Source organism: Sedimentibacter saalensis (genome assembly GCF_007830175.1).
Classification (GTDB): domain Bacteria; phylum Bacillota; class Clostridia; order Tissierellales; family Sedimentibacteraceae; genus Sedimentibacter; species Sedimentibacter saalensis.
Genome location: NZ_VLKH01000002.1, coordinates 266,666 through 290,384, shown reverse-complemented (window position 1 = coordinate 290,384; position 23,719 = coordinate 266,666). Strand labels below are relative to the sequence as shown.

General features: G+C 29.1%; 27 protein-coding genes and 1 other RNA gene. 22 read left to right on the top strand and 6 right to left on the bottom strand.

Translation table 11 applies throughout. From position 1 onward, the window contains the following. Positions 1-8: 8 nt before the first annotated feature. The gene (locus LY60_RS04265) at positions 9-1,064 is read left to right on the top strand and encodes a homoserine dehydrogenase (protein WP_145080464.1); all 1,056 of its coding nucleotides are present in this window, start codon (positions 9-11) and stop codon (positions 1,062-1,064) included. Positions 1,065-1,130: 66 nt separating this feature from the next. On the opposite strand, the gene LY60_RS04260 is transcribed toward LY60_RS04265, so the two are convergent. Continuing rightward, positions 1,131-1,751: a DUF6143 family protein gene (locus LY60_RS04260; protein WP_281291814.1), complete on the bottom strand. Its 621-nt coding sequence runs from the start codon at positions 1,749-1,751 to the stop codon at positions 1,131-1,133. A gap of 137 nt (positions 1,752-1,888) precedes the next feature. Then, positions 1,889-2,104 carry a hypothetical protein gene (locus LY60_RS04255; RefSeq protein WP_083851357.1) on the bottom strand — a complete coding sequence of 72 codons (216 nt, stop codon included), beginning with the start codon at positions 2,102-2,104 and terminating at the stop codon, positions 1,889-1,891. A 243-nt stretch (positions 2,105-2,347) separates the two neighbouring features. Between LY60_RS04255 and smpB the strand changes: the two genes are divergently transcribed. The 5 genes from smpB (at position 2,348) to LY60_RS04230 (ending at position 7,441) form a co-directional block, all read left to right on the top strand. Next, on the top strand, positions 2,348-2,797 hold the full coding sequence (gene smpB, locus LY60_RS04250; protein ID WP_145080455.1) for an SsrA-binding protein SmpB: 450 nt from the start codon (positions 2,348-2,350) through the stop codon (positions 2,795-2,797). Positions 2,798-2,804: 7 nt separating this feature from the next. Next, positions 2,805-3,159, top strand: a transfer-messenger RNA (tmRNA) gene (gene ssrA, locus LY60_RS04245). A gap of 314 nt (positions 3,160-3,473) precedes the next feature. Continuing rightward, positions 3,474-4,586, top strand: coding sequence for a DNA cytosine methyltransferase (locus LY60_RS04240; protein WP_145080452.1), 1,113 nt, complete (start codon positions 3,474-3,476; stop codon positions 4,584-4,586). Then, the gene (locus LY60_RS04235) at positions 4,579-5,901 is read left to right on the top strand and encodes a DNA cytosine methyltransferase (RefSeq protein WP_145080449.1); all 1,323 of its coding nucleotides are present in this window, start codon (positions 4,579-4,581) and stop codon (positions 5,899-5,901) included. The genes LY60_RS04240 and LY60_RS04235 overlap by 8 nt, the downstream gene beginning before the upstream one ends. A 220-nt stretch (positions 5,902-6,121) precedes the next feature. Then, positions 6,122-7,441: an HNH endonuclease gene (locus LY60_RS04230; RefSeq protein WP_145080446.1), complete on the top strand. Its 1,320-nt coding sequence runs from the start codon at positions 6,122-6,124 to the stop codon at positions 7,439-7,441. 302 nt (positions 7,442-7,743) lie between these two features. Here the strand turns inward: LY60_RS04230 and LY60_RS04225 are convergent, their stop codons facing one another. Next, the gene (locus tag LY60_RS04225; RefSeq protein WP_145080443.1) at positions 7,744-8,298 is read right to left on the bottom strand and encodes a hypothetical protein; all 555 of its coding nucleotides are present in this window, start codon (positions 8,296-8,298) and stop codon (positions 7,744-7,746) included. A 364-nt stretch (positions 8,299-8,662) separates the two neighbouring features. On the opposite strand from LY60_RS04225, the gene LY60_RS04220 reads away from it, so the two are divergent. The 6 genes from LY60_RS04220 (at position 8,663) to LY60_RS17970 (ending at position 11,408) form a co-directional block, all read left to right on the top strand. Beyond that, a complete protein-coding gene (locus LY60_RS04220) occupies positions 8,663-8,944 on the top strand; it encodes a hypothetical protein (RefSeq protein ID WP_145080440.1) in 282 nt (93 codons plus the stop codon). A gap of 64 nt (positions 8,945-9,008) precedes the next feature. Then, positions 9,009-9,407, top strand: a complete 399-nt coding sequence (locus tag LY60_RS04215; protein ID WP_145080437.1) for a hypothetical protein — start codon at positions 9,009-9,011, stop codon at positions 9,405-9,407. A gap of 63 nt (positions 9,408-9,470) precedes the next feature. After that, complete coding sequence (locus LY60_RS04210; RefSeq protein WP_145080434.1) at positions 9,471-9,758, top strand: DUF960 domain-containing protein; 288 nt, start codon at positions 9,471-9,473, stop codon at positions 9,756-9,758. A gap of 88 nt (positions 9,759-9,846) precedes the next feature. Continuing rightward, positions 9,847-10,308, top strand: coding sequence for a JAB domain-containing protein (locus tag LY60_RS04205; RefSeq protein WP_145080431.1), 462 nt, complete (start codon positions 9,847-9,849; stop codon positions 10,306-10,308). Positions 10,309-10,319: 11 nt separating this feature from the next. Then, positions 10,320-10,625 (top strand): DUF960 family protein, encoded by a 306-nt coding sequence (locus LY60_RS04200; RefSeq protein WP_145080428.1) that lies wholly within the window; start codon positions 10,320-10,322, stop codon positions 10,623-10,625. A gap of 624 nt (positions 10,626-11,249) precedes the next feature. Then, positions 11,250-11,408, top strand: coding sequence for a hypothetical protein (locus LY60_RS17970; RefSeq protein ID WP_170226099.1), 159 nt, complete (start codon positions 11,250-11,252; stop codon positions 11,406-11,408). A gap of 27 nt (positions 11,409-11,435) precedes the next feature. On the opposite strand, the gene LY60_RS04195 is transcribed toward LY60_RS17970, so the two are convergent. Next, on the bottom strand, positions 11,436-11,882 hold the full coding sequence (locus tag LY60_RS04195) for a sigma factor-like helix-turn-helix DNA-binding protein (RefSeq protein WP_145080425.1): 447 nt from the start codon (positions 11,880-11,882) through the stop codon (positions 11,436-11,438). A gap of 173 nt (positions 11,883-12,055) precedes the next feature. Between LY60_RS04195 and LY60_RS04190 the strand changes: the two genes are divergently transcribed. From LY60_RS04190 to LY60_RS04165, 7 genes are all read left to right on the top strand, one after another. Beyond that, on the top strand, positions 12,056-12,514 hold the full coding sequence (locus LY60_RS04190; protein ID WP_145080422.1) for a hypothetical protein: 459 nt from the start codon (positions 12,056-12,058) through the stop codon (positions 12,512-12,514). Between the two features lie 268 nt (positions 12,515-12,782). Beyond that, the gene (locus LY60_RS04185; protein WP_145080420.1) at positions 12,783-13,484 is read left to right on the top strand and encodes a hypothetical protein; all 702 of its coding nucleotides are present in this window, start codon (positions 12,783-12,785) and stop codon (positions 13,482-13,484) included. 33 nt (positions 13,485-13,517) lie between these two features. Beyond that, on the top strand, positions 13,518-15,224 hold the full coding sequence (locus tag LY60_RS04180) for a DNA primase family protein (protein WP_145080417.1): 1,707 nt from the start codon (positions 13,518-13,520) through the stop codon (positions 15,222-15,224). Positions 15,225-15,381: 157 nt separating this feature from the next. Further along, positions 15,382-15,555: a hypothetical protein gene (locus tag LY60_RS17965; RefSeq protein ID WP_170226097.1), complete on the top strand. Its 174-nt coding sequence runs from the start codon at positions 15,382-15,384 to the stop codon at positions 15,553-15,555. After that, complete coding sequence (locus tag LY60_RS04175; protein ID WP_145080414.1) at positions 15,548-17,128, top strand: recombinase family protein; 1,581 nt, start codon at positions 15,548-15,550, stop codon at positions 17,126-17,128. Before LY60_RS17965 ends, LY60_RS04175 begins: the two co-directional genes overlap by 8 nt. A 193-nt stretch (positions 17,129-17,321) precedes the next feature. Beyond that, positions 17,322-18,041 carry a hypothetical protein gene (locus LY60_RS04170; protein WP_145080411.1) on the top strand — a complete coding sequence of 240 codons (720 nt, stop codon included), beginning with the start codon at positions 17,322-17,324 and terminating at the stop codon, positions 18,039-18,041. A gap of 57 nt (positions 18,042-18,098) precedes the next feature. Continuing rightward, positions 18,099-19,328, top strand: a complete 1,230-nt coding sequence (locus tag LY60_RS04165; protein ID WP_145080408.1) for a protein NO VEIN domain-containing protein — start codon at positions 18,099-18,101, stop codon at positions 19,326-19,328. A 177-nt stretch (positions 19,329-19,505) separates the two neighbouring features. On the opposite strand, the gene LY60_RS04160 is transcribed toward LY60_RS04165, so the two are convergent. Next, on the bottom strand, positions 19,506-19,724 hold the full coding sequence (locus LY60_RS04160; protein ID WP_342783524.1) for a type II toxin-antitoxin system MqsA family antitoxin: 219 nt from the start codon (positions 19,722-19,724) through the stop codon (positions 19,506-19,508). Between the two features lie 104 nt (positions 19,725-19,828). Next, positions 19,829-20,005 carry a DUF4258 domain-containing protein gene (locus tag LY60_RS04155; protein ID WP_246145373.1) on the bottom strand — a complete coding sequence of 59 codons (177 nt, stop codon included), beginning with the start codon at positions 20,003-20,005 and terminating at the stop codon, positions 19,829-19,831. Between the two features lie 308 nt (positions 20,006-20,313). On the opposite strand from LY60_RS04155, the gene LY60_RS04150 reads away from it, so the two are divergent. From LY60_RS04150 to LY60_RS04140, 3 genes are read left to right on the top strand one after another with little or no spacing between them, the layout of a single operon-like run. Beyond that, entirely contained in the window at positions 20,314-21,396 is a 1,083-nt protein-coding gene (locus LY60_RS04150) for a Wadjet anti-phage system protein JetD domain-containing protein (RefSeq protein WP_246145363.1), read from the top strand. Continuing rightward, positions 21,383-23,014, top strand: coding sequence for a hypothetical protein (locus LY60_RS04145; protein WP_145080405.1), 1,632 nt, complete (start codon positions 21,383-21,385; stop codon positions 23,012-23,014). The genes LY60_RS04150 and LY60_RS04145 overlap by 14 nt, the downstream gene beginning before the upstream one ends. Continuing rightward, positions 23,004-23,711, top strand: coding sequence for a DUF6063 family protein (locus LY60_RS04140; RefSeq protein ID WP_145080402.1), 708 nt, complete (start codon positions 23,004-23,006; stop codon positions 23,709-23,711). The genes LY60_RS04145 and LY60_RS04140 overlap by 11 nt, the downstream gene beginning before the upstream one ends. Positions 23,712-23,719: the final 8 nt, after the last annotated feature.

The following is a 23,719-nucleotide window of genomic DNA, read 5'->3' as shown; positions in this document are numbered from 1 at the left end:
GAGTATCTATGATTAATCAGACAATTAAAGTGGCAATTCTTGGATTTGGAAATGTAGGTCAGGCGTTTGCAAAACTTTTAAATGAAAAACGAACAGAAATAATGAAAGAATACGGATGTGATGTAAAGGTTGTAGCTGTGTCTACAGGAAGCAGGGGATGCCTTGTGAACGAAAACGGAATAGATCTTGAAAAAGCTTGCAATGATATGATTAATTTTCATAAGTTTGATGAAAACAGCAAGGATTTTTCAAACCTAAACTCAATGGAAATAGCGGAGATTGTCGATTATGACGTAATCATGGAGTTAACTCCACTAAAGATTTTTTCAGGTCAGCCTGCAATTGACCATATTAAAACAGCTTTAAACCGCCAGAAACATGCAATTAGCGCAAACAAAGGACCTATTGCATGGTCATATAAATCTTTAAGGAATCTGGCTGAAAAACAAGGAGTTTTATTTTATTTTGAAACAACAGTCATGGACGGTACACCAGTATTTAATCTGGTAGATGAAACATTGAAAATGTGCAGGGTTACAGAGGTGAAGGGAATTTTAAATTCCACTACAAATTTTGTGCTTGAGGAACTTGCAAAAGGAAAGAAATACGATGATGTTATAGAAGAAGGAAAGGCAAGGGGATTTGTGGAAGCAGATCCTTCAATGGACATTGAGGGATGGGATGCAGCTGCTAAAACTGCGGCACTTTTAAATGTGCTCATGGATGCTGACATCACTCCATATGATGTTGAGCGAAAAGGAATTGAAGACATTACATATGAACAAATAATGGATGCAGAAAGAAAAGGAAATACAATTAAACTTCTTTGTTACGGAGGAATTGAAAACGGCAAAGTAGTAGGGAGAGTAAGTCCTCAGGAATTTCCAAAAGGATCACTTTTGGCAGGTATAACGGGCACATCGTCAGTAGTGACAATTACCACTGATTTAATGGGCACAATATCAATAGTTGAGCATGATCCTGAAATTGAACAGACAGCTTACGGGGTATTCAGCGATTTAATTAGGGTAATTTATAACATGAAGAACAAGAGAGAAAATTGAGTTTATTTAGTCGGGTACATAATTTCAAAATATATTATAGCAAAATCCCTGAATATATCAGGGATTTTATCTTGGTTCTTCCCACCATCCAAAAGCAATACTTGCTGAAGCAAACTGACTTGGAGTTTGAGGATTTGAAAGAAAAATTGTAAATGAACCCCCAGGAGGAAAAATAAATTTTCCCTGTTCATCATCAACCAGTGTTGTTCCAGGCTGACCTCTTCTTAAGAATGCAAGCACTCCTCCCGAAGGAATTCCTCTTGTGCTGTTTGTATACTGAAGTCTGATTTTAGGCATTGGCAGTGGTACCATTGCCGTATTGGCAGGAGTTATGTTTCTGGAATTTTCTACTAAACCTGGTGCATTGGTATTAAACCATATTTGAGCTGTATATGATGATGCTATGTCACTTACTGTCCATACTGTCACATGAAGATTTACACCTGAGTCAGGAGGATTATACAACCTAGCCCATGTATTGGTTCCTTCTCCAAAGGAAAGATAATCAGCGAAGCCTATAAAATATTTTCCTTCCAGAGATTTAGCCAGATTGATGGGAACATCAACTACATAATTCATTTTATCCGGGTAAATTAAAGTATTATTATTTTCTTGAGGTGTTTCCTGGGTGCAATATATATTTTGATTATATAAATTACCGTCGAATCTTGGTTTGTTTCTATACATATAGTTATACATATTCACTCCATCTTTCCATAAGATAATACAGTATATGAGATTAAATCAATTATGGTGATATTTGAAATTACGTAAATGAAAAAGGCACTGCAATATTTGCAATGCCATAATAAAACCATAAATTTTTAATCTTCATACTGCCATGAGCCATCTTCAGTGCAGACGTAATTTGAGCCGTCTGAACCTTTGATGACTGAGCCAACAGCGTGGCTTTGATTGTTAAAGACACAAAAATGATTAGTATCAGCCGTGCCCACAGGTCTTTTGGTCAATGATTTTACATGTCCTGGCTGAGAAATCACATTAACAAAAATATTGTTTCTCGTATTATGATTTATCACAATATCAGTCCTTTCCATATCTTTTTAGTGGCATATTTAAATAAAAATTATATGTTTCAGTAATATTATTGCATTTTTGAACAACAATATAATCATTAATTGTTTGTTTAAATGTTTAATAATAACAATTTGAAAATTTTAATTTAAAATTTACGTATATTTCAAGTGTTGTAAAATAACTGCTATTTGACAATGCAAATTTTTAATGTTATAATCATCCTACGTTAATGGTAGGTGATGAAAATGGCTGAAAACACAAAAAATGTTGCAAGCAACAGAAAAGCATATCACGAATATTTCATAGAAGACAAATATGAAGCAGGAATAGTCCTTGTTGGAACTGAAGTTAAATCAATAAGACAGGGAAAGGTTAACCTAAAAGATAGTTATGTAAACATAAAAGATGGTGAAGCTTATGTCTTGAACATGCATATAAGTCCTTATGAGCAAGGCAACATTTACAATGTTGATCCCCTGAGGCCCAGAAAACTTCTTCTGAACAAGAGGGAAATAAGGAAATTGCTGGGATTGGCAACATTGAAAGGCTATTCATTAATACCCTTAAGCTTATATCTCAAAAATGGTCTTGTAAAAATGGAACTAGCTGTAGCCAAAGGTAAGAAGAATTATGACAAACGTCAGGATCTTGCCAAAAAGGATGCAGAAAGAAGAATACAAAGACAGGACGATTAACATTTACGGGGGCGTAAATGGTTTCGACGGGGGTATAGAAGGAAGATAAGCGAGTCGTTGCCGCAAAACAACGTAAAAAGTTGCAACAAAATATAAACGCAAAAGAAAATAATAATTTAGCATTCGCAGCGTAAGCTGCTCGCTTGTTCCGCTTAGCCGGCCTGTAGGCTAAAACGGGGCATCATTTAAATCAGGGAACTGCTTAAGGGGGCTTCGACCTTAGGTGGAATAATCGAAGATAGCTGATACTATAGCCTGACGATAGGCGATAGTAAAGGCGAAACAAAAATTATCGTCTGCACTCGGAGAAAGTCTTGTGGAAATATTTTCGGACGTGGGTTCGACTCCCACCGCCTCCATCATTCAAAACCACGACAAAATTAAAGTGGTTATAAAATTAGTATGAATTAATTAAACATATGAGAGTGGTTATACCACTCTTATTTTTATGCATGTTGTATAAAAGTGACTAAATGAAATTAGTAAGGAGGTATATATTTTTGAATATGTAGAAAATGGAATAGTACTATTAGAACAATTGTTCGTAAAAAAACTAAAAAAATATTGTTTTTTATATAGTTTAATGATAATATAATTATGCTGTAAAATGTCGAAATATTAATTAAATAGTCATGTAATTATTATTGAAATAAACAAGTAATGGAGGAAGAAATAAATGGATAAACCAAAAGTATTAGATATGTTTTGTGGATGCGGAGGCTTATCACTAGGTTTTATTAACGCTGGATATGATGTTGTTTTAGGAGTGGACAATGATGAAGCAGCCTTAAAAACATATGAAATTAATCATCAAGAAGCAATACCATTAAAAGCTGACCTGTTTACTGATGAAGCAATTAACGAAATAAAAGATGTTATAGATAAAAAAATAGGAACAATAAAAAATATTGATGTTATCATAGGCGGACCACCTTGTCAAGGGTTCTCTTTAACAGGTTCTAGAGATATAAATGATTCTAGAAATAAACTTTATTTAGCTATGGTTAAAGTTATTAGATTAGTAAGGCCAAAATCATTTTTAATAGAAAATGTTCATGGAATAGCAACTTTGTATGGTGGTGTTGTTAAAGATCAAATAGTCAATACGTTTACTGATATGGGGTATAAAGTAAGTGTTACGCCAAAACCTTTATTAGCAGCAGATTATGGAGTACCTCAAATGAGAAAAAGGATGTTTTTTGTAGGTATAAGAAATGATGTATATGAAAGTAAAGGAGAGGAGTTTTCATTTCCTGTTCCAACACATTCATCGTCAAATTATATTTCATGTAGCGACGCTATAAGTGATTTGCCTAGTAGAGAATCTGAACTTGGCAGTGAAATTGATGAATATATTATGAATCCACAAACGGATTATCAAAGATTTATGAGAATTAATTGTGAAAAGTTATATAATCATGTCGCAACAAATCATACTGATATGGTAAAATCAACAATAGAATTAGTTCCAGATGGCGGAAATTATAAAGATTTACCAAAAGGCTATGGAGAGAGCAGGAAATTTAATGAAGCATGGACAAGATATGCTTCAAATAAACCATCACGAACCATTGATACAGGGCATAGAAATCACTTTCACTACAAATATAATAGAGTTCCTACAATTAGGGAAAATGCTAGGCTACAATCATTTCCTGATAGTTTTATATTTTGGGGAAATAAGACACAACAAAATAGACAAGTAGGCAATGCGGTACCACCTTTATTAGCATATAGTATAGCAGTTCAACTGAAAAAATATTTGCAATTAGGTGAGAAAAATGAATAAAAAGTTAAATACTATAGAACTTTTTGCTGGCTGTGGAGGATTACTTGATGGATTTGAACAATCAGGATATTATAGAACCTTAGCATGTGTTGAATGGAATAAGAAACCAATTGAAGTATTAATAGAAAGGCTTAAGACAAAATATAATTATCAAAATGCAGATGAAATCTCTTTGCGTTTTGATATTCAAAGAACTGATGAATTACTAAATGGTTGGAATAATGATATAGAATATGTCAATAGTGTAGGGTTAAAAAGTATAATTGACGATAAAATAGTTGATCTAATAGTTGGAGGGCCTCCGTGTCAGGCTTATTCCATTGCAGGTAGAATACAAGACAAAGACGGAATGAAGAATGATTATAGAAATTACTTGTTTGAGAGCTATTTAAAAATTGTTGATGAATTTAAACCAAAAGTAATTGTATTTGAAAATGTTGAAGGGATTCTCTCTGCTAAACCGCAAGAGTTAAAATACAATGATGAAATTAGTAATACTGATACACTTGAAAACAATGAAGACACATTTTGTTTAGCACAAAATGAAATAAATATAATTGACAAGATTAAACATGAATTTAATATTAGTGGATATGAAATAATTGATGATATTAGAAAGTATGCATTAATTGATCTTTCACAGTACTCTGTACCGCAACAAAGAAAAAGGGTCATACTTGTTGGGTTAAATAAAGATGTTTTTACTGAGAACAGGCAAAATATTTTAATTGATTTTTATCAGAGGTTGCTACCAAAATATAAAGGGAACAAAATACTTACTGTAAAGAATGCTATTTATGATCTTCCTAAGTTATTTCCTTCGAATAAAGAATATACTGTTGAAGGAAAAAAGAAGAAATATTCACATTCACCACATAAAACAGTAGTTAAAGATCATTATCCACGATATCATAATAAGCGTGATATTGAAATATTTAGAACTTTAGCGTTTGATATTGAGAGCGGTGAAAATAAATATAGCGATATAGAATCTTTAAAGAAATTATATTTCGAAAAAACAGGGAAAAAATCTAATATTCATAAGTATAATGTTTTAAAGTGGAATGAACCTAGTAATACAATTCCTGCTCATTTGAAAAAGGATGGCTTAAGACATATACACCCTGATTATAAGCAGGCTCGATCAATAACAGTAAGAGAAGCTGCACGAATTCAAACATTTGATGATGATTTTGAGTTTTCGGGATTATTATCTGCAGATTATGAAATGATTGGCAATGCAGTACCACCTAAATTTGCATTAAGGTTAGCAAATGCAATATATGATTTAATAAAGGAGCAAGAAATTATATAAATTTCTTGCTCCTTTAAATATCTGACACATAACATTTTAAATCTCATTAATTATTAAGTTGCTGTTGCTGTTTAAAGTGCACAAAAGTATATTTTTATTATTTTTTTTACGTTCATACCAGATAAATGTGTTGACATATAATTCGAATTGCTGTATAATACGTAGTATAACCGGTTAAAAAGCAAAAATATGGCGAATAGCCCAGAGAAGGAGAATTTTTATGAGCATATTTAATATTATTAATGAGAAATATGGACTTACAATAACGCATTTAGCAAATCTTTTACAAAAAACGGAGAAAACATTAAATGATGACTTAGAAAGTAATACAAAATTATCAATTGAGCTTACAGATTTGTTATTATCACCAAACAAACTTTTGAAGATAGTTGATGATGGTAAGGAGAGAATTCCTAATTTTGTTTATAAAAGATCTAGGAAAAAAATACAAGATGAAATTGTAAATAAATATAGCGAAATATTCAAAGGTGTATTTTTTCTTAAACTAGTAAAAAGTAATGAACTAGGAATAAGAAATGGTGTTCCTGGTAAAGCTGGTTCTTTTGTATTAGTTCCTAAAGAATGTATAACTATGTTTCCAGAATTATCAGAAAATGAACTAAATAGTAATGCTACTATTTCATTAATTATTAAGCCAGAAAATGAAAAAAGAAAAGTAGAATTTATTTATCATAACAGCAAAATTGTTGAAAATGATCCTAATGGCAGGGATGAATATAGACTCTACATAAGCAATAAGGTCGGAGATGAAATCCTTTTGCATCCTGATGATATAGTATTAATTGTTAAGGATAACAATCAGGATTATAATCTTTATCGTTACGGACAAGGTACTACGGAGTATAACATATTAGTTTCTATAGCGCAAAAATATAAAGCTAGTAGTAGCAGATCCATAGCAGCGATAGCACCAATTTCTGAGTTAGCGCTTAATAAAATAAATGTAGATGTATTATACGACGTTATTAGCGAAGAAGAAATAGATGATGACCATCTTGATTCTAGTTTAATAACTGAACCAAATAGTGATGATTTTAAAAAGCCATTTAATTTAGATGAGCATGCTGATTTAATTGATTACTTAATTAACATTGATCTACAAGAATTAGATCCTGATACAGTAAATCGAAAAATTAAACAGTATAAAAGAGACTATAGATTTAAAAAAATAGTTTTGGCTGCATATGACAATAAGTGTGCTATATCAGGTAAAAACATTTCATACAGCGCTTATTCAAATATACAAGCGTGCCACATAATACCTAAATCTTGTGGAGGAAGCTGTAATCCTATAAATGGCATTGCTCTTGATATGAACTATCATTATGCATTTGATTGGGGAATGTTCACAATTAATAATAACTTCACAATAGAAGTTCATGAATTACTAAGAGATAATGAAATTCTTAAAGAAATTCATGGCCAAAAAATTAAATTACCTGAAGATAAAAAGTTTTATCCTGATAAAATTGCTTTAGAATATCATAGAAAAAATATCTATGGTAAATTCTTGAAGTGATTTTAACAACCAGATTAGCTATTAAAAGGACATGAATTATCTTTTTTAGCCTGACATAGATATCTTCGTTGTCAGGCTATTTAGCATTTGTAACAAATGGCTAATGAATATAGAAACTAATTGATGTCGCAAAATGCAGATTTTGTAATATAGTAACCATTAAGGGCTGAATAATATAAGCAAAAAAGTTAGAGATTAATAATTATAGCTTTTTTGCTTATATTTCTTATAGATGATGAGACTCTATTTTGCTATTCTTGCTAAGATTAATATATTTATAAATCAGTGTAAGAACTTTTTTATTAAAGGTAATTCTTAATGGTATCCTCTATTAGTTGAACTAATTTAATTAATTTTTTTTTAATTTCAAGTTTGGTTTCTAAATCATATGAAGCCAAATCATCTGAAAGTGATTCAAAAAATTTTGAATATAGCTTATCAAAATATTCAAGCTTTTTATCATTTTTTTCTTTTTCCTTAATTCCATTGATTATCTTGATTAATGTTTTATTTTGTTTATCCCACTTTAAATCTAGCTCTTGAATTTGGCTACGTAATTCCTTTAATTGTTTCTTAGTAAGATTATATTTAGCCTGTAGTCTTTGTATCTCTTCACGAATTTCCATTGGAAACTTATCAAATTCGTAATCTATTTTACGAGGAACTTTGTATGTAACTATAGCATTGGGGTTATAATCACCTTCAAAGATAATGTATCCGTCCATTGCAATTCCTTGGTAATCTTTAGGCTTAACTTCAGTTTTTAGTTTCAAAAGTTGTTCTTGATATCTATGTGCATTTTCAACTTTTAATTTATCATAAGCATTAACTAGCCTGTACTCTTGCTTTGACACCATATACAACACCCCCTACTTTGTACATGTATATTATGTAAAGGGTTGTCTAATTCTAATTTTCTATGATTTTGAACTAAAAATGCGAATTTTTTATACAGTAACACAAAAATAATACAAGCATATAATAAATTAGCCTTACAATTAAGGTTAGAATAATATAATTAATATCAGATAAGCTGGAGTTTCCTGACTCCAGCTTTTTATTTTGACAGCCTAATTGAGGAAGTATTTCTCTGTTAGGCTATTTTGTTACAAAGCACTTTTTAGATATATATTATTTCTTTGAATCATATTAAATGATTACAATATTATATTTGAAAGGATGATGAAAATGAATATTGAAAAGGTACAAAAACAGGTTTCTATGCTACTAAATAGCAAGGGGCTTGTGGTAGATGGTGAACCATTGGCAGAATTTATTTTGGCAGACAGGTATGCTCATGAAGTATTATTTCCTCCTGAAAGCTTGCCAGATGGTGACCTATGGTTTGGAGCTGGAAGTCTAATAGAGATGGAGGATGATACAGAGATATTCTCTATTGTTGATGACAGTGACAAGATAATCGCACTAGCAAAAGTTACAGAGGATGAAGCAGAGGTTTGGATGAATGAAACAGGAGGGTGGAAACAAGTAGAAGGATGGTAACACATAAGCTACTGTAAAGTACGAAATAATGACGTGAAGCAACAAACAATGAAAGGAGCAGTATATGTATATAATAAAAACTAAAAAAGATTTGGATATAATAAGAAAGGCAAAGGTAATTAAAGATTACTTTTTGGATTTTATTGAGATTAATTTCAGTCATCAGTTTGAAATACTAAATGATGATGAAAATATTACAATCGAAGAATTTTCGTTAAATAATGATGGTGCTTTTGTACTTTTAGAGACATCTGATAATGTAAGAAGGCTTGAAGAAATCGGCTTAGATCCTAATAGTGGTTTGCTTAATACAGCACCCGAAGCTATTAGAACAATAATCATAGGTAATAAGAAATTGTATGAAGTATTAGTACTATGTAATAACCAATATGCTCTGTATATCTATGTTCCGGAGGAAATAGTAGATTGCGAAATGTTGGAGTGGATAGATAAGAATAAATAGCCCTTAACCTTGAAATAAAGAGGTTAAGGGCTATTTTTATGCCTAAAGGTAAAGGAGTTAATAATGTTTAGAAAAGATAATCATGGCATGACCATAGGAATAGGAGATGAATTGCCAGAGGAACAGCAACAATTGCTGTGGGATAACCTAGATTCATTTTTAAGCAGTAACAAAGAAGACCAAATAGATAGGTTTCAAATATACAAGATGTCAGTTATACAAGTCAATGGAAGTACAATGCAGAAGGTAATTCATATCCAGGAGTATCCTTTACTAATTGAAGAAAACACCTATGCTGTAGACAAGCCAGTTGATTCTACAGTCTTTATATATCTTGAAGATGGTCAGTAAGTTTCAAAAGAGGTAAATAAAAATATAGATAGCTGTTGGTATTTTTACAGCTATCTATATATCTAATAGTGAAAAGAGAAAAGTTAATATGAATAATAGTGATAAGCAAGCTAAAAGAGTAAATATTGTGTCAATCAAGATGGTACGAGAAGGAAGCATTCTTTATGAATCAAGAAATATTAATAGTCCTGAAATAGCAGCAGAGTTAGGAAGAAAATTTATCGAAAATTCTGATAGAGAAGAACTCATCGTATGTTGTCTTGATACAAAGAATCAACCCCTATCCATAAGTGTAGCAAGCATTGGATCTCTTAATAGTTCGATAGTACATCCAAGAGAAGTATTCAAGGTAGCAGTATTATCCAATGCGGCAAGTATTATAGTATTCCATAATCATCCATCTGGTGATACTTCTCCGTCCACAGAAGATATTAGTGTAACTAATCGGCTTAAAGAAGCTGGAAATATTATAGGCATAAAATTAATTGACCATATCATAATTGGTTCGGATGGCAGATATACAAGCTTAAAAGAGGAAGGGATAATATAGGAGGCTAAGGAATGTTTGATAACGAAAGGTTTATGACAAAAGGAATACAAGATAATATTTCATTAGAACTACAATTGTTCATGTGGAGTTGTATAGATACATTGAAGTGGAAAGAGAAGGATATAGACTATTTGCAAGTGTTTGAGCTAAGTACATGGGAAAGAAATGAAGTATTATTTCAAAATATAGAACATAGGCAAGAGGTTCCACCATATAAGAGGATTTATAAAATTCCTTCAAAAGAAGCTATTAGTGAAAAGATATTTGTAATAGATGACGGCAGTATTACTTCGATGCTTCTTGCAGAAGAATACTAAGCTTCGAATAGAAAAGAATTTAGGAGGAATACTTGGCAGAAATATTAGTATTAATAGCAAGGATAATAATGATTATAGCTGGAGGAATTAACTCAAATGAAGCTACAATTAAAGTAGCAAGAAAGATATGGTATTAACTCTAGTTTGTTGTGGAACCTTTTACCTAACAAGTGGAAGTGATACAAAAGAGCAGCTTCTTAGTAAGTTGCTTTTATTGTAATCATTATTGAAGATAATCTTTATAGGGAATATTGCAATGAAGAATAATAGAATCATAATCACTAAATAATTATATTGAAGAATTTAATTTTAATATATTTTTAAATCATTTATATGAAATACTTATATGCAATGCGTCATATGGTTGACAATAATATAAATAAAAGAAATATCGCAATAAATAATAAAAAAATGAAAAAGAAGAAGTTTTATGATGTAGAATGCTCTTTTTATTCCGACACCATAAATTATAGACTAATTGTAAACGTCGGAAAAACTTTTTACACCCTAAGGTTTTTTCATATGTTTTAATGATTTTTATAATTGGCTATTTAGATATAATTAATATATGATTAACTTAATAAATATTTAGTCATTATAAATTCAAAAATATAGGAGTGTAAAATGCACAATGATTTAATAAAAATAATAGAAGTAATATTAAAAATTATTTTTTTAATATTACAGGGAACGCCTTCGGCAGAAGCTACTCAAATGTTTGCAACAAAATATAATTTCAGTTTTGAAGATTTGTGGAAGGCTCTACCAGATAATTGGAAGTAAGGATAAATAGCAGTCATAATATGGCTGCTATTTATTTTTTTGTGCATAATATTCTTCCTTAAACTTTTTTGCATACTTGTAAAAACTATCCATGGATATGTTAGTTTTTATTAAGCTATCATCTTGATTTAAGTATTCTTCATATAATTCTTTTATAGATGTAGCTTTACTAGAGCCATACCTACTTTGTTCGTTTTTTATAATAATTTTTTTAATATATTGCAATGTATATTCATCTATTTTATAAGGTTTCCTTTTTCTATTTAAAGTAGGGGCTACAATTATTTTACTAATATGATTCATCAAATCAGCTTCTTCTATAAAATCTAATTCAAAAATTTTTTGTTTGCATTCCTGTATAATTTTATGCACTGTATTTCGACTGATATTCAAAGTGCTGCTAATTTTTCTTTGACTATAGCCGCTTATAAAATAAAGTTCAAAAATAGCTTGCTTAGTTTTTATAGTAATCATATTCTCATAATCCTTTTTCAATTATTTTATATATTATATATTGCTCATATTAAAATTACAAGATGGTATTCGCATAATTATAATGATTAGCACTGAACAATCTATTATATATCATAATACTATAATTAGTTTTGAATGGTATCAAAATATTTTAAAAAGCGAGGATAAATGAAATGGTAAAAAATAATGAAATTGAAGAAAGATTTAATAATTCAGATGAGGCTTTAGAAGATTTAATTGTCGAAATGAAATTAAAGTATGATTTATTAAAAAAATGCAATGAAATACACAAAAGATTTCATTACGTTGAAGCAATTAGTGCAGTACTCACTTACAATGATATATTTAGTGAAAAGTTTAGAAATGAAGTTGATATGATAGAATTTAGAAAAATTATAAATGAAGATTTAAACAAATTAGATGGCGAACCTGCGATAGCAATGTTCCGCGAACAAATAACTGTAGAGTGGTTTATATCGGAGAATCATATTTTGAATAAAGCAAAAGAAACTGAAGAAATCGAAATTTTTTTAAAAGATTTTATAAATCAATTTTACAAATTAACCTTATGTAAAATTCACGAATTATCAGCCAGAAATTATGAAGAAGATGAAGAAGATGAAGAAGATTAATATTATATGACTTTGTAATAATAGCTCACTTTATTACAAAGTCATTATTAGCCATATCAGCTATTGATATACTTATGTAAAATACTAATTAAAAAAGAGAGGAAAATTAAATGGCATTACGTAAAGTAAAGTTACTAAAAAAATATAAATTTGAAATTTTTACAGAATTCTATAATGAATTTTTAATGTAAAAAGTAGTTTGATAAAATATTGCTATAAAAAAAAGCGTGATTGAAAATATCTAAATTAAAACAAAAGGAGAAAGCGTATGGCTTTGAAAAAAGTTAGGAAATTTATACCAGCAGTTATTGATGAAGTGGACGAAATTACTGAATGCCCAGAATTAACTCATGAACTAAATGTGGTACTAGAGCTTGTTGAAACTGAAGATGTATCAGATGAAGTGAGCTTTAGTTTGAATAATGAAATCGGAGAAATCTCAAAAGAAGTATGTAATAATCTGTTAAATGAAAATGAAGAGAACTTAAATAATTTGATTAATCTACCAATAATAACAAACAAAGAAGTATCAGAAAATCAGTTGTGTAATAAAGAACTAATCGTATCCTATGAAGGTAACGATGTTCGTACAATCAGAAGACCAAAAATAGCAGAAGGGTTATATTATTTTAAGATAGATAATTTACGTCTTAATTATGTTGTGAAAGGAAAATATGGGCCATACAATCAACTTATAGTAGGTTATAGATTGAAAGATTATTACACTATTAATAATGGGAAAGAAGCAGAAGAACATAGAGTTACTGTTCCATACATAGTAAGTACTAATAATGCTGATTATTCAAATTTTATATCAAAGTTCAAACCAATCTTCAATGGACATACAATTAATATTAAGCAATTAGAAGGTTATGAAGGTGTTTGCAAATTATATCATTATAAAACAGCAAAAGGCGACTTTTATGAAAGAGTACAATTAATGGAGGTATTTTCTCTAGAGAATAAATAATGAAAAGCAATATATTAACAGGAAGGATAAAATATGAAATTTAAACAAAACGAGCAGAAAAATAATGAAATATATGAATACCTAAAACCATATCCTATAAATAAAATAAGGATACCTGATAGTGCAATTATAACTAAACAAATACTTGATAAATTAACAAATGATTCTTCTGAAAATTTATATATATTAGCCCTAGCTATTAATATAGTAGCAGCGCCTAATGAAAAAATTCAATTTTTTTTGTCATTAATAAATAAAACTATAAATATCTCAACAGCAGAAGCTGTTGAGATATTCAATAAAATAAATAATCAAAATATGTCTTTAGTTTCGCAAGAATTAATAAACGAGTTAAAATTCATATTAAATGTCAGCAGGGCAGAAGAACGTGGTTTTATATATGATGAGAAAAAACAAACATATTCATTTAATGCAAATGTTTGTGCTAAGCATTTAATAAAAAGATGTGATATTTATTCAATTAAAGATGGGAGATTATTTTTTTATCATAAGGGTGGATTTTATGATGAATTATCAGTAGTTAAACTAGGTAAAATTATTAGAACTGTATTGCACGAGGGGCGGTCTAATAGTTGGAAGAGCCAACATGAACAGGAAATTGTTAAAGCTCTACAGAGGGAAGCTAAATGTGTAGAAGATATGAATATGGAAAAGGATGTTATTAATTTAAAAAATGGAATATTAAATTTAGATACTTTCGAAATACTAGCACATAATCCACAATATCTATCTACTATACAATTACCTATTTCATATGATAATAAAGCTTTAGCTCCTAGGTTTATACAATTCCTAAAGGAAATAACTTGTGGTGATAATGAATTAATAGTTGTAATTCAAGAAATGATTGCTTATTTGCTATCATCTGATATGAAAGCAGAAAAAGCCTTCTTTCTACTTGGAAGTGGAGCTAACGGTAAAAGTGTTCTTACAACTATAATTACATACCTTATAGGTAAAGACAACATAAGTAGTATACCTCTTTCAGAATTTAACAAACAATTTGGACTAGAGGGAATTATAAATAAAAAAGTGAATATTGCAGCAGAAAATGAGATGGGAGGTAAATCGCTAAATACTGAGAATTTTAAGGCTATCATAAGTGGTGATAATATTGAAATAAATATAAAGTATAAGCCTTCAATAAGTTATAGACCAACATGTAAACTTGTTTTTGTAACAAATAATTTGCCTGATACTTTAGATATAACAAATGGTTTCTTTAGGAAAATAATGATTATTCCGTTTTTAAGAACTTTTAAGCCAGAAGAAAGGAATGTAAATTTAACAAATGAATTATTGGAAGAGCTTCCAGGAATATTAAATTGGGCAATAGAGGGACTAAAGAGATTGAGGGAAAATAATTTTATTTTTAGTAAATGTAAAGTAATTGAAGAATATACAAACAATTATTGTCTTGAACAAAATCCTGTTAAGGAATTTTTTATGGAACATGTTAAAGTAGCAAAAGATTGCAAGACAAAACAATCAGACTTTTATAAAAAATATATTTATTGGTTAGCGTTACAAGGTATTGATGACAAGGGAACAAAAGCAGTGCAAACATTTTGGAAAAATTTCAAGATCGTTTTAGAAAATGAGCAGATAAAAATAAATAGAAAAAAAGTTACTGGAGTTTATTATTATGATGGAATTGATATCGTAGGATTGGATGATAGAAGAAATTCATTTATAGATCAACATAATATTCAATTTTAGTGGTGTAGGGGGCTATCAAAAATAAAAATTTAATCACTTTAACATTTTTATTAAAGTGATTTACATAAAATTTTCGTTTTAATAGCCACCTCTGCCCCTAATCTTTAAAATGTAAATATAAGTATATATTATAAATAAGAAACATGGGGGAAATGTTATGAGTATATGTTCAAAAATAAGTAGAGAGAAACTTTACAATAGAAATTATGAACCAGATGAAACGATAGGACTTCATATTGGAAAGATAAATATTAATAAAGATTATAATAGTCTAGTTACACTGTTAGGTACAATATATATACAATACAAAGGAGGACAAAAGGATGGTTAGGAAGGCAGCGATATACGCAAGATATTCATCTGATAACCAAAGAGAAGAGTCAATAGAAGCCCAAGAAAGGGCGATTGAGGAATATGTAAAGAAAAATGATATACAGATAGTAAAGAGATACTATGACAGAGCAAAATCTGCTACATCTGATAGAAGACCAGGATTTCAGCAGATGATTTCAGATAGCAGCTTAGGAATATTTGATATAGTCATAGTACATAAATTGGACAGGTTTTCTAGAGATAAATATGATTCTGCTAAATATAAGAGGATATTGAAACAAAATGGAGTAAAGGTAGAAAGTGTTACTGAACATCTTGATGGCAGTCCTGAATCAGTAATACTTGAATCTGTAATAGAAGGAATGGCTGAATACTATTCTAAAAACCTAGCGAGAGAAGTAATGAAAGGTATGAAGGAAACTGCATTACAGTGTAAGCATACAGGAGGAAAGCCTCCGCTCGGATATGATTTAAACGAAGATAAGACATACAGAATAAATGAAAAGGAAGCCGAAGCGGTTAAAGTTGTATTTGAAATGTATGCAAATGGCTATACATATGTTGATATAGCAAGAAAGCTAAATAATATGGGAGCAAGAACAAAAGAAGGAAAAACATTCTCAAAAAATAGTTTGGGAAGCATTTTGCGAAATGAAAAGTATTCGGGAGTTTATATTTTCAACAGAAGTTCTGCAAAGGATGCATTTGGCAAAAGAAATACAAATAAGGATAAAGATGAAGACGAAATTATCAGAGTAGAAGGAGGTATGCCTCAAATAATAACAAAGGAGTTATATGAAACAGTACAAGCTACAATTGCTAAAAGACAAAAATCACCTGGAGCCAACAAAGCTAAAGTACAGTATTTGTTAAGTGGGTTAATCAAATGTGGTGAATGTGGGTATTCAATGAATGGTAACAGAAGGACATCAAATATTAAACCAGTCTATATGTCGTATAGGTGTGGCTGTAGGCAGCATAAGTATGATTGTAATAACAAGGAAATAAGAAAGGAATATATCGAAGAATTTGTTTTATCTGAGCTTGAAAAACACATACTTAATGAACAAGCGATACCTATAATAGCACAAAAGGTTAACCAATATATTACTGAAAAAACAAGCAATGAGAGAACAAGTGTTGAAGGGCTTAAATCTGAATTGAAAGAAGTTGAAAAGCAAATTAGTAATGGATTAACAGCAATACTTGAGGGCTACTCTAAGGATATATTGAAAACAAAATTAAGTGAATTAGAATTAAGAAAGAATGAAATTGAATCAAAAATATTAGAGATTGAGAGTGCACAGGAATATATTTTACAAGTCAATGAAGAAGATATTAAGCTTATGTTTTCTAAGATTAAATCGTTTGTACAAACCCGTAATATTCCAGAATGTAAAAAGTTCATAAGTGATTATGTGAAAGAAGTAATAGTATATAAAGACCATGTTGAAGTAACATTCAACATGGTCTTTTCTTTTTCTATGCAAGGTGCAAGTTATGAGAAAAAAATAGAAATTTCAAGAAAGGAGATTTATAAAAGTATTAATAGTTTTAAAAGAGTAGCATAATGAATAAGATGTACTTATAGATTATGTCATTAAAGAACTATTTATACTAGTCATTTTAGTTCAAAATCCAACACACAAATATGAAGTTTTAATGAATAGGTTTGTCAATAAAGGGACTATATGGTATAATTTAGAAATAAAGTTATATAAACATTTAAACGTAATAATTAATAATTATTATTAAGGAGCAATTATGATTGAAGGAGATACTTTACTTGCAAAATTTGGACAAAAGGAACATTTGGAAATGTTATCAAATGGTACATTATACTTGAATCCAATTTCTAAATACCGAAACGATACAACTTACTTTCGTGGTGATAAAAATGAAGGTGTAATACCTATTAATCCACAAACTATTAAGTTAATAGATAAAGATGGTAATAATTTATTTGATAAAATTCCAAGACCATCAAGTGTAAATAGCTCATATGAAGGAGATGACTATTTACTTATGTTTTGTTCATCTATTATTGATATTGTAATAATGAAGAAAAAAGGAAATAACATATATGAATTAAGTGATGGATATAAAAATGCAATGAGGGATTTTGGGGAATATGTTTTACTATTTTGGAAATCTGAATTCTTACAATTATTAAAAAATGCTATGAAGAATTCTACTCCTAAATTTGGGTTTTGTTATGGACCAATAATATATAGAGATTTAAGCGATTTTTCCACTGATAACTACTCAAAGGCGTATAACGCTACAGGTAGTATATTAGATCCATATTTTGTTAAAGGCGCTAATTATGCAAATCAAAATGAATGGAGATTATTAGTTGATGGTTCTGATGCTTCGTTACCTACAAGGAGTGATGGCTCCTACACCATTAATATCGGGAAAATGCAATATTCAACACTGATAGACCGAGAAACTTTATATAATAAATTGACATATGAGGAGTAAAAATTATAAAACATTTTGTTATAATACAGTATAAAAAGAAAGGTGAAGGTAGTTATAGTGGAAAAAGAATTTCAAAAACACATAGCAAGTTTTGAAGAAAGTATGCTTATGGAAGCAGAAAAAGAAAATGAAATAGAAAAACTTAGAATTCGATTTATAACAAATTATACTAAAGATGCAATTTGCAAAATGGATATAGATGATTATATAACTGGAAAGGGTAACAAAAATACTTTTTGCTATAGGATAGAATTTGAATTAAAAGACTTGGGTAATATAAAGGGTGGTTTTGCAACAAAGTTTGGAGTTTACTATGGTGTAGATGGTGAGAAAACTGAGAGTAAATATAGATATCTAGATAAATTTGGAAGCACATTAACCGAAGCTTTTGAAACATTGAAAAATGAGATTATAAATTTGATTGAAGCTGGTTCTATTAAAGATTTCGACAAAATAAATAGTAACTTAATATCGCCAATGCTCAAAGGTAAAATACTTTATTTGTACTATCCAAATGATTTTCTTAACATTTATTCCAGTAACCATTTAGACTATTTTATGAATCAATTAAATATAGGTCATACAAAGAGATTAACTGAGATTGATAAACAAAAAACTATTTTGGAATATAAAAATAATGACGATATAATGAAATCATGGAGTATAAAAAAATTCGGAAAATTCTTATATTACTTATTTGGAAGTCCAACAAATAAGAATGTCAATGGAGTAATCAATTTGGAGCAAAATAAAATGAGAGTTGAGGTTTTTACACCAATCCAAGAAGTAAATTATCAAATAATTGATTTAAAAACTAAGGCACTACCAACAAGTTCTACTACTGGAGCTAAAAAAGGAAATAGCAAAGTAGATTTTGAAGAAAAAAATAAATATAATAAAAGAATTGGTGATAGAGGAGAATTAATAGTTTTAAAAGCAGAAGAGGATAAATTAAAGAAATATAAGAAAGAGTTAGTAAAAAAAATTAAACATATTTCTATTGAAAATGATTCTGCAGGCTATGATATCTTATCATTTGATGAATATGGTAATGAAATTTATATTGAAGTTAAATCAACTACTGCAAAACCAGGAGATGCTAATTTCTACTTAACATCAAATGAATTAGAACGTGCTAAAGGTGATATGAATTATTGGATATATATTGTATTTGAAGTTAATACAGATGCTCCGAAAATATGGAAAATTAATAATCCATTTGAAAAGAATAAAGATGAAATTAAATTAATTCCGTTATCTTATAATGTAAAAATATGTGTAGAATAAATTATTGATTATGTAGTTTTGATTGTCACATACAATAAATTTATAATATTTCATGGTCATTCTAGAATGTAAAAAGAATATAATCGTGGATTTGCACTTTGCGGTCCGCCTCCATCATCAAAATCCACAATATAGTGGATTTCAATTTTGTCCTCATTTAGGAGGACTTTTTTTATGTTATGCTACTTTGTTGTCGTAATTAACAATAGCAATTTCGGTTAAAGCATTTTTAAATAAGTCTATAATTTTTTCGATTCGTTTCATTACTTCATTTTCGTAAAATACTTCTCCACATTGATCACAAACTAAAGAAGGAACATTTTTTATAATTATAATACTTCCGTCTAAATCCAAAAAGTAGTTAGTATTTTTATTTATCATATCACCTTTGCACATAAAACACTTCATATTTATTGCTCCTTTCTTTTTTTTTAGCCAGGTTCCCATTTATCTAAACTTGGAAAGTATGCAGTTGTTATCCAAAACTTATTATATCCAATTCAACAAACATCGAGTAAAAATTGATTTTTTATTGTTAATCCTAATATTAAATAACTACAATAAGGATAATCATCAGGATATTCTTCAATTATCTCGCCGCTTAAAATACAATTTTCAATGTCAGCAGTTTTTATACCCCTTTGCAAGCATCTTGTAGCAAAACACGTTGACTCCATAGTATAGAGCTTTCTTTGCATAGTTCCTTTATATTTAGTAAGACTTCTTGATCCAAGCTATCATCCTTTCTATTATTATTTAATACCTTAATCTGTAAATTCATTATATCATATTTTTTGTTTATTGTAAGAGTTTCATATTTCAAAAATACATTTGTTTTTGTTGAAATGGTACAAATTATTGTGATAATATTTTTAATTTATAGCAGTATATAATAAATATGGTATAATTAGGTAAACTAAGCACGTGATAAGTAGGAAGGAAATCGTTATGAGATTAGATAAAATTAAAATCGATATTATAAATTATGATAATAACCATAAGTCTTGATAATTTGAAGTTTATTATATCCGGAGGCAATATCGAAAAATTAAAAGAATTTACTGGATTTAAATATAATGAATTTATTGATATTGTTAATAACCTTATTGAAAATGAAATTGTTATTCCTCAAGGAAAAGATAAAAAAACTGGCAAAATGAAAAATGATAAAGTTGATAATTATTATAAGCTTCCACTTAAATACAATATTATGAAGCCAGACTGTAAAGAAATGCCTTTGGAATATATAAAAGAAATTAATTTATTATACGGAATGAATTTTGAAAAGCCAGTATTTAAGAAACCTGATTTATACGAAAAATATCGCAAATATATAAAGATTATTAGCGATTATCTTAGAGAGCACAAGGGTAAACAAAATGAATTTATTAGCATAAATGAAAGGAGCTATGAACTTTTTGGTGATGAAAAGCTATTAAAAGATCAAGATAAAGTTGCAGAAAAATTAGATATACTAAATACGATTGGTATAAGCGAAGTAGATTTACATTGTAAAAGCAATTATGAACCTTTGCTCGTAATATTAAGCAGCTCATTTTATTCTAAGCCTGCAAGAAAAATATTAATTATAGAAAACTTAGATACTTTTTGGACTTTTCAAAAAATCATATTTAAAGATAAAATAATTTCTGATATTGATATGCTTATTTACGGACATGGAAATAAAATTACCGGAGGATTTAAAACTTACGAACAGTATGAAATCACAGGTAAAGATGAAGTTTTGTATTTTGGAGATATCGATTCAGCCGGACTTCGATTTTTTCTAAAGTTAAAAAAAGAATTTCCGAATTTAAAATTTAAATTATTGGGAAAAGCCTACGAAATGTTAATGGATGCTACTATGGATAAAGATAAACTGTCAAACAGAGGTGAGTTTCAAGAGAAATTGAAAGATGAAGAATTAAACGAAATACTTGAAATGTTTCATGAAGCTAACCACAAAACTGTTATTAGAGATATGATAGAAAAACAAACTTATATTCCTCAAGAGGCTCTAAATTATGCAATTTTAAAAGAAAGGTGGACATCTTATGATGGACAATAAAAATGAAATTGTAGATAAAATCGCATCTGAAATTCCTTTGCGCATGATTAACCTTAAAAAGTATGATCCATATTTCATGTTGAAACGTTCTAACAAAAAATATCCTGATATTGATATGTGCAGTATAGTGTTAGGATTGTTGGGTTACTTGCTTTATGAAGTAGAGATTAAGCAAAAGAATATAATATATAGCGACATTCAAGATTTCTTATTGGAATACACAAAGGTCATTTTTAATAAGATATGGGAAATTGAAGAAATTAGAGAGTTTACAGATTATGTATTAAATAAAATGCAAAATGATGGTTCTCCATTTATTTATGATGTGTTAAATGTAGAAAAACAGAAAATGGAAGAACATTATGTAAGATATATAACATTCTCATATAATGAGGCTGTAGATAAAAACTGTTACAGTATAACGACAGAAGGCATTGATTTTTATTTACAGACTAAAGAATTCTCAGAAGAATCAAAAGTAACCATACATCTTTTATTGCTTAAAAAAATGATTGAGAATAATGACTACTCAAGTGCTTTAAATCAAATTATAAACGTAAATGCAGAGGTTAGAAAGCTTGTTTTAAGAAAGCGAGATATAGTTGAAGCTTTAATAACTAATGGAATCAAGGCCTTGCCCATGTACGAAAGTTATAAAGTTTCAATATTAACAAAATGTGATGAAGAGAAGGATTTGTTTCGAGCTACAGAAACCACTATAAATGGCCTACTAATACATTTAAATGAAATAGCTCCGGATACAATGACAAATCAACAAAAGCTCGCACAATTTAAATTGCAGGAAATTGGTGATGAATTAAAGGCTACTATTGAAATTCATAATTTATTAATAAACCAAACTGTTGAACTTGGAAGACAAAAAGAAGAAATTTTGTTAGGAAAAAGAGCTAACTCTTTTAAAGAAAAATTTGATTTTGAAACATATCTACAGGGTGTTTCGAGAAATGATAATGCTTTATTACTTGAACAAGCTATACTTCCGTTGCTGTCTACAAACTTCGAATTGACTTTTTCAGAAGAGAAAATCGAAGACATGGAATTGATTAAAGATAAAAAACGAATTAGTGAAGAGTACCACACAATGTATGAGGGAGATGGAGAAGATTATGTTGGATTCACTCATGTAATTGAAAAAAGAGTAATAGCTAATTACACATTGTTTCTTAATGTGCTTTTCGATTATTTAATAACAAAAGAAGAGATAACAATCAAAGATTTTGTTGATTATTTAAAAGATAAAGAATATTTAGAAATCTTATATAATCCAGACTTTCATACTTTTCTTTTTCAGTTTTATAGTTATGCGACATTTCAGGCCAGCAATAATAAATGTGTTGTATCATTAATGAGATTTCATGATTTAAATAAATATGTTCGTGAGTACCTTAATTATGCAAATGAAAAACAATTAAAATTTGAACCATTAGTAGCACAAGTTGTTAAAAACAAAAAAGAATATGCACCTTTACAGAAAACTATATTAGAGCTTTACCCAAAAGAAAATGGCGAAGAATTAATATTGATTAATGATCAAGAAGGGCAAGAATCTAATATTACTAACTATACAATAAGGAGAATGAGCTTAGATGAACAGTGAGAAAATTAAAATAGCTGCAGAAATGTTTAGTATTCTACTTAGGAAAAGACAATTGACAGAGGTAAATGATTCATTGCTTTATGGGTATTACTTAAATGATATGGAAATAAGATTAGCTTTAGAATCTATGCTTGATGGTTTGGATTTTAATCTTTTTAACTCAGGGGATGCGATATATCTTTCAGTAAAAAAGGACAATATTGCATTCGGGTATACAAATCAAAAACTTAGAAGCGTATTAAAACTTACAGACAATAAAGAGTTATATATTTGTTATTTTATTATGTATGTGCTAATGCTTACATGTTATAAAGACAGTTCCGCTAATACCTTAAAATTGTATATTATTAACACCGATTTACTTAAAGCTGTGAATGATAAATTGAAATCTATGGTTGAAGACAAAGAATATGATGAAAACAAGGAGGAGGGTTTTGCTTATATGTATACGGTATGGGATGTTCTTCCTGATATTAGTATTAAGTCCAAGGAAGAAGATATTCATGAGCAGAACAATACTTCAACTAAAATAGGTTTTATAAATAAAGTGCTTAATTTTTTTAATGATGAAGGGTTGTTAAGAAAAAATGTAGAAGAAAGAACATATTCGCCAACTTCAAGATTTAGAGTTATAGTGGAAAATTACTTTTCAGACAGAGAAAATAAAGCTGAATTAAACAGCTTAATTAATGAATAAGGAGATTG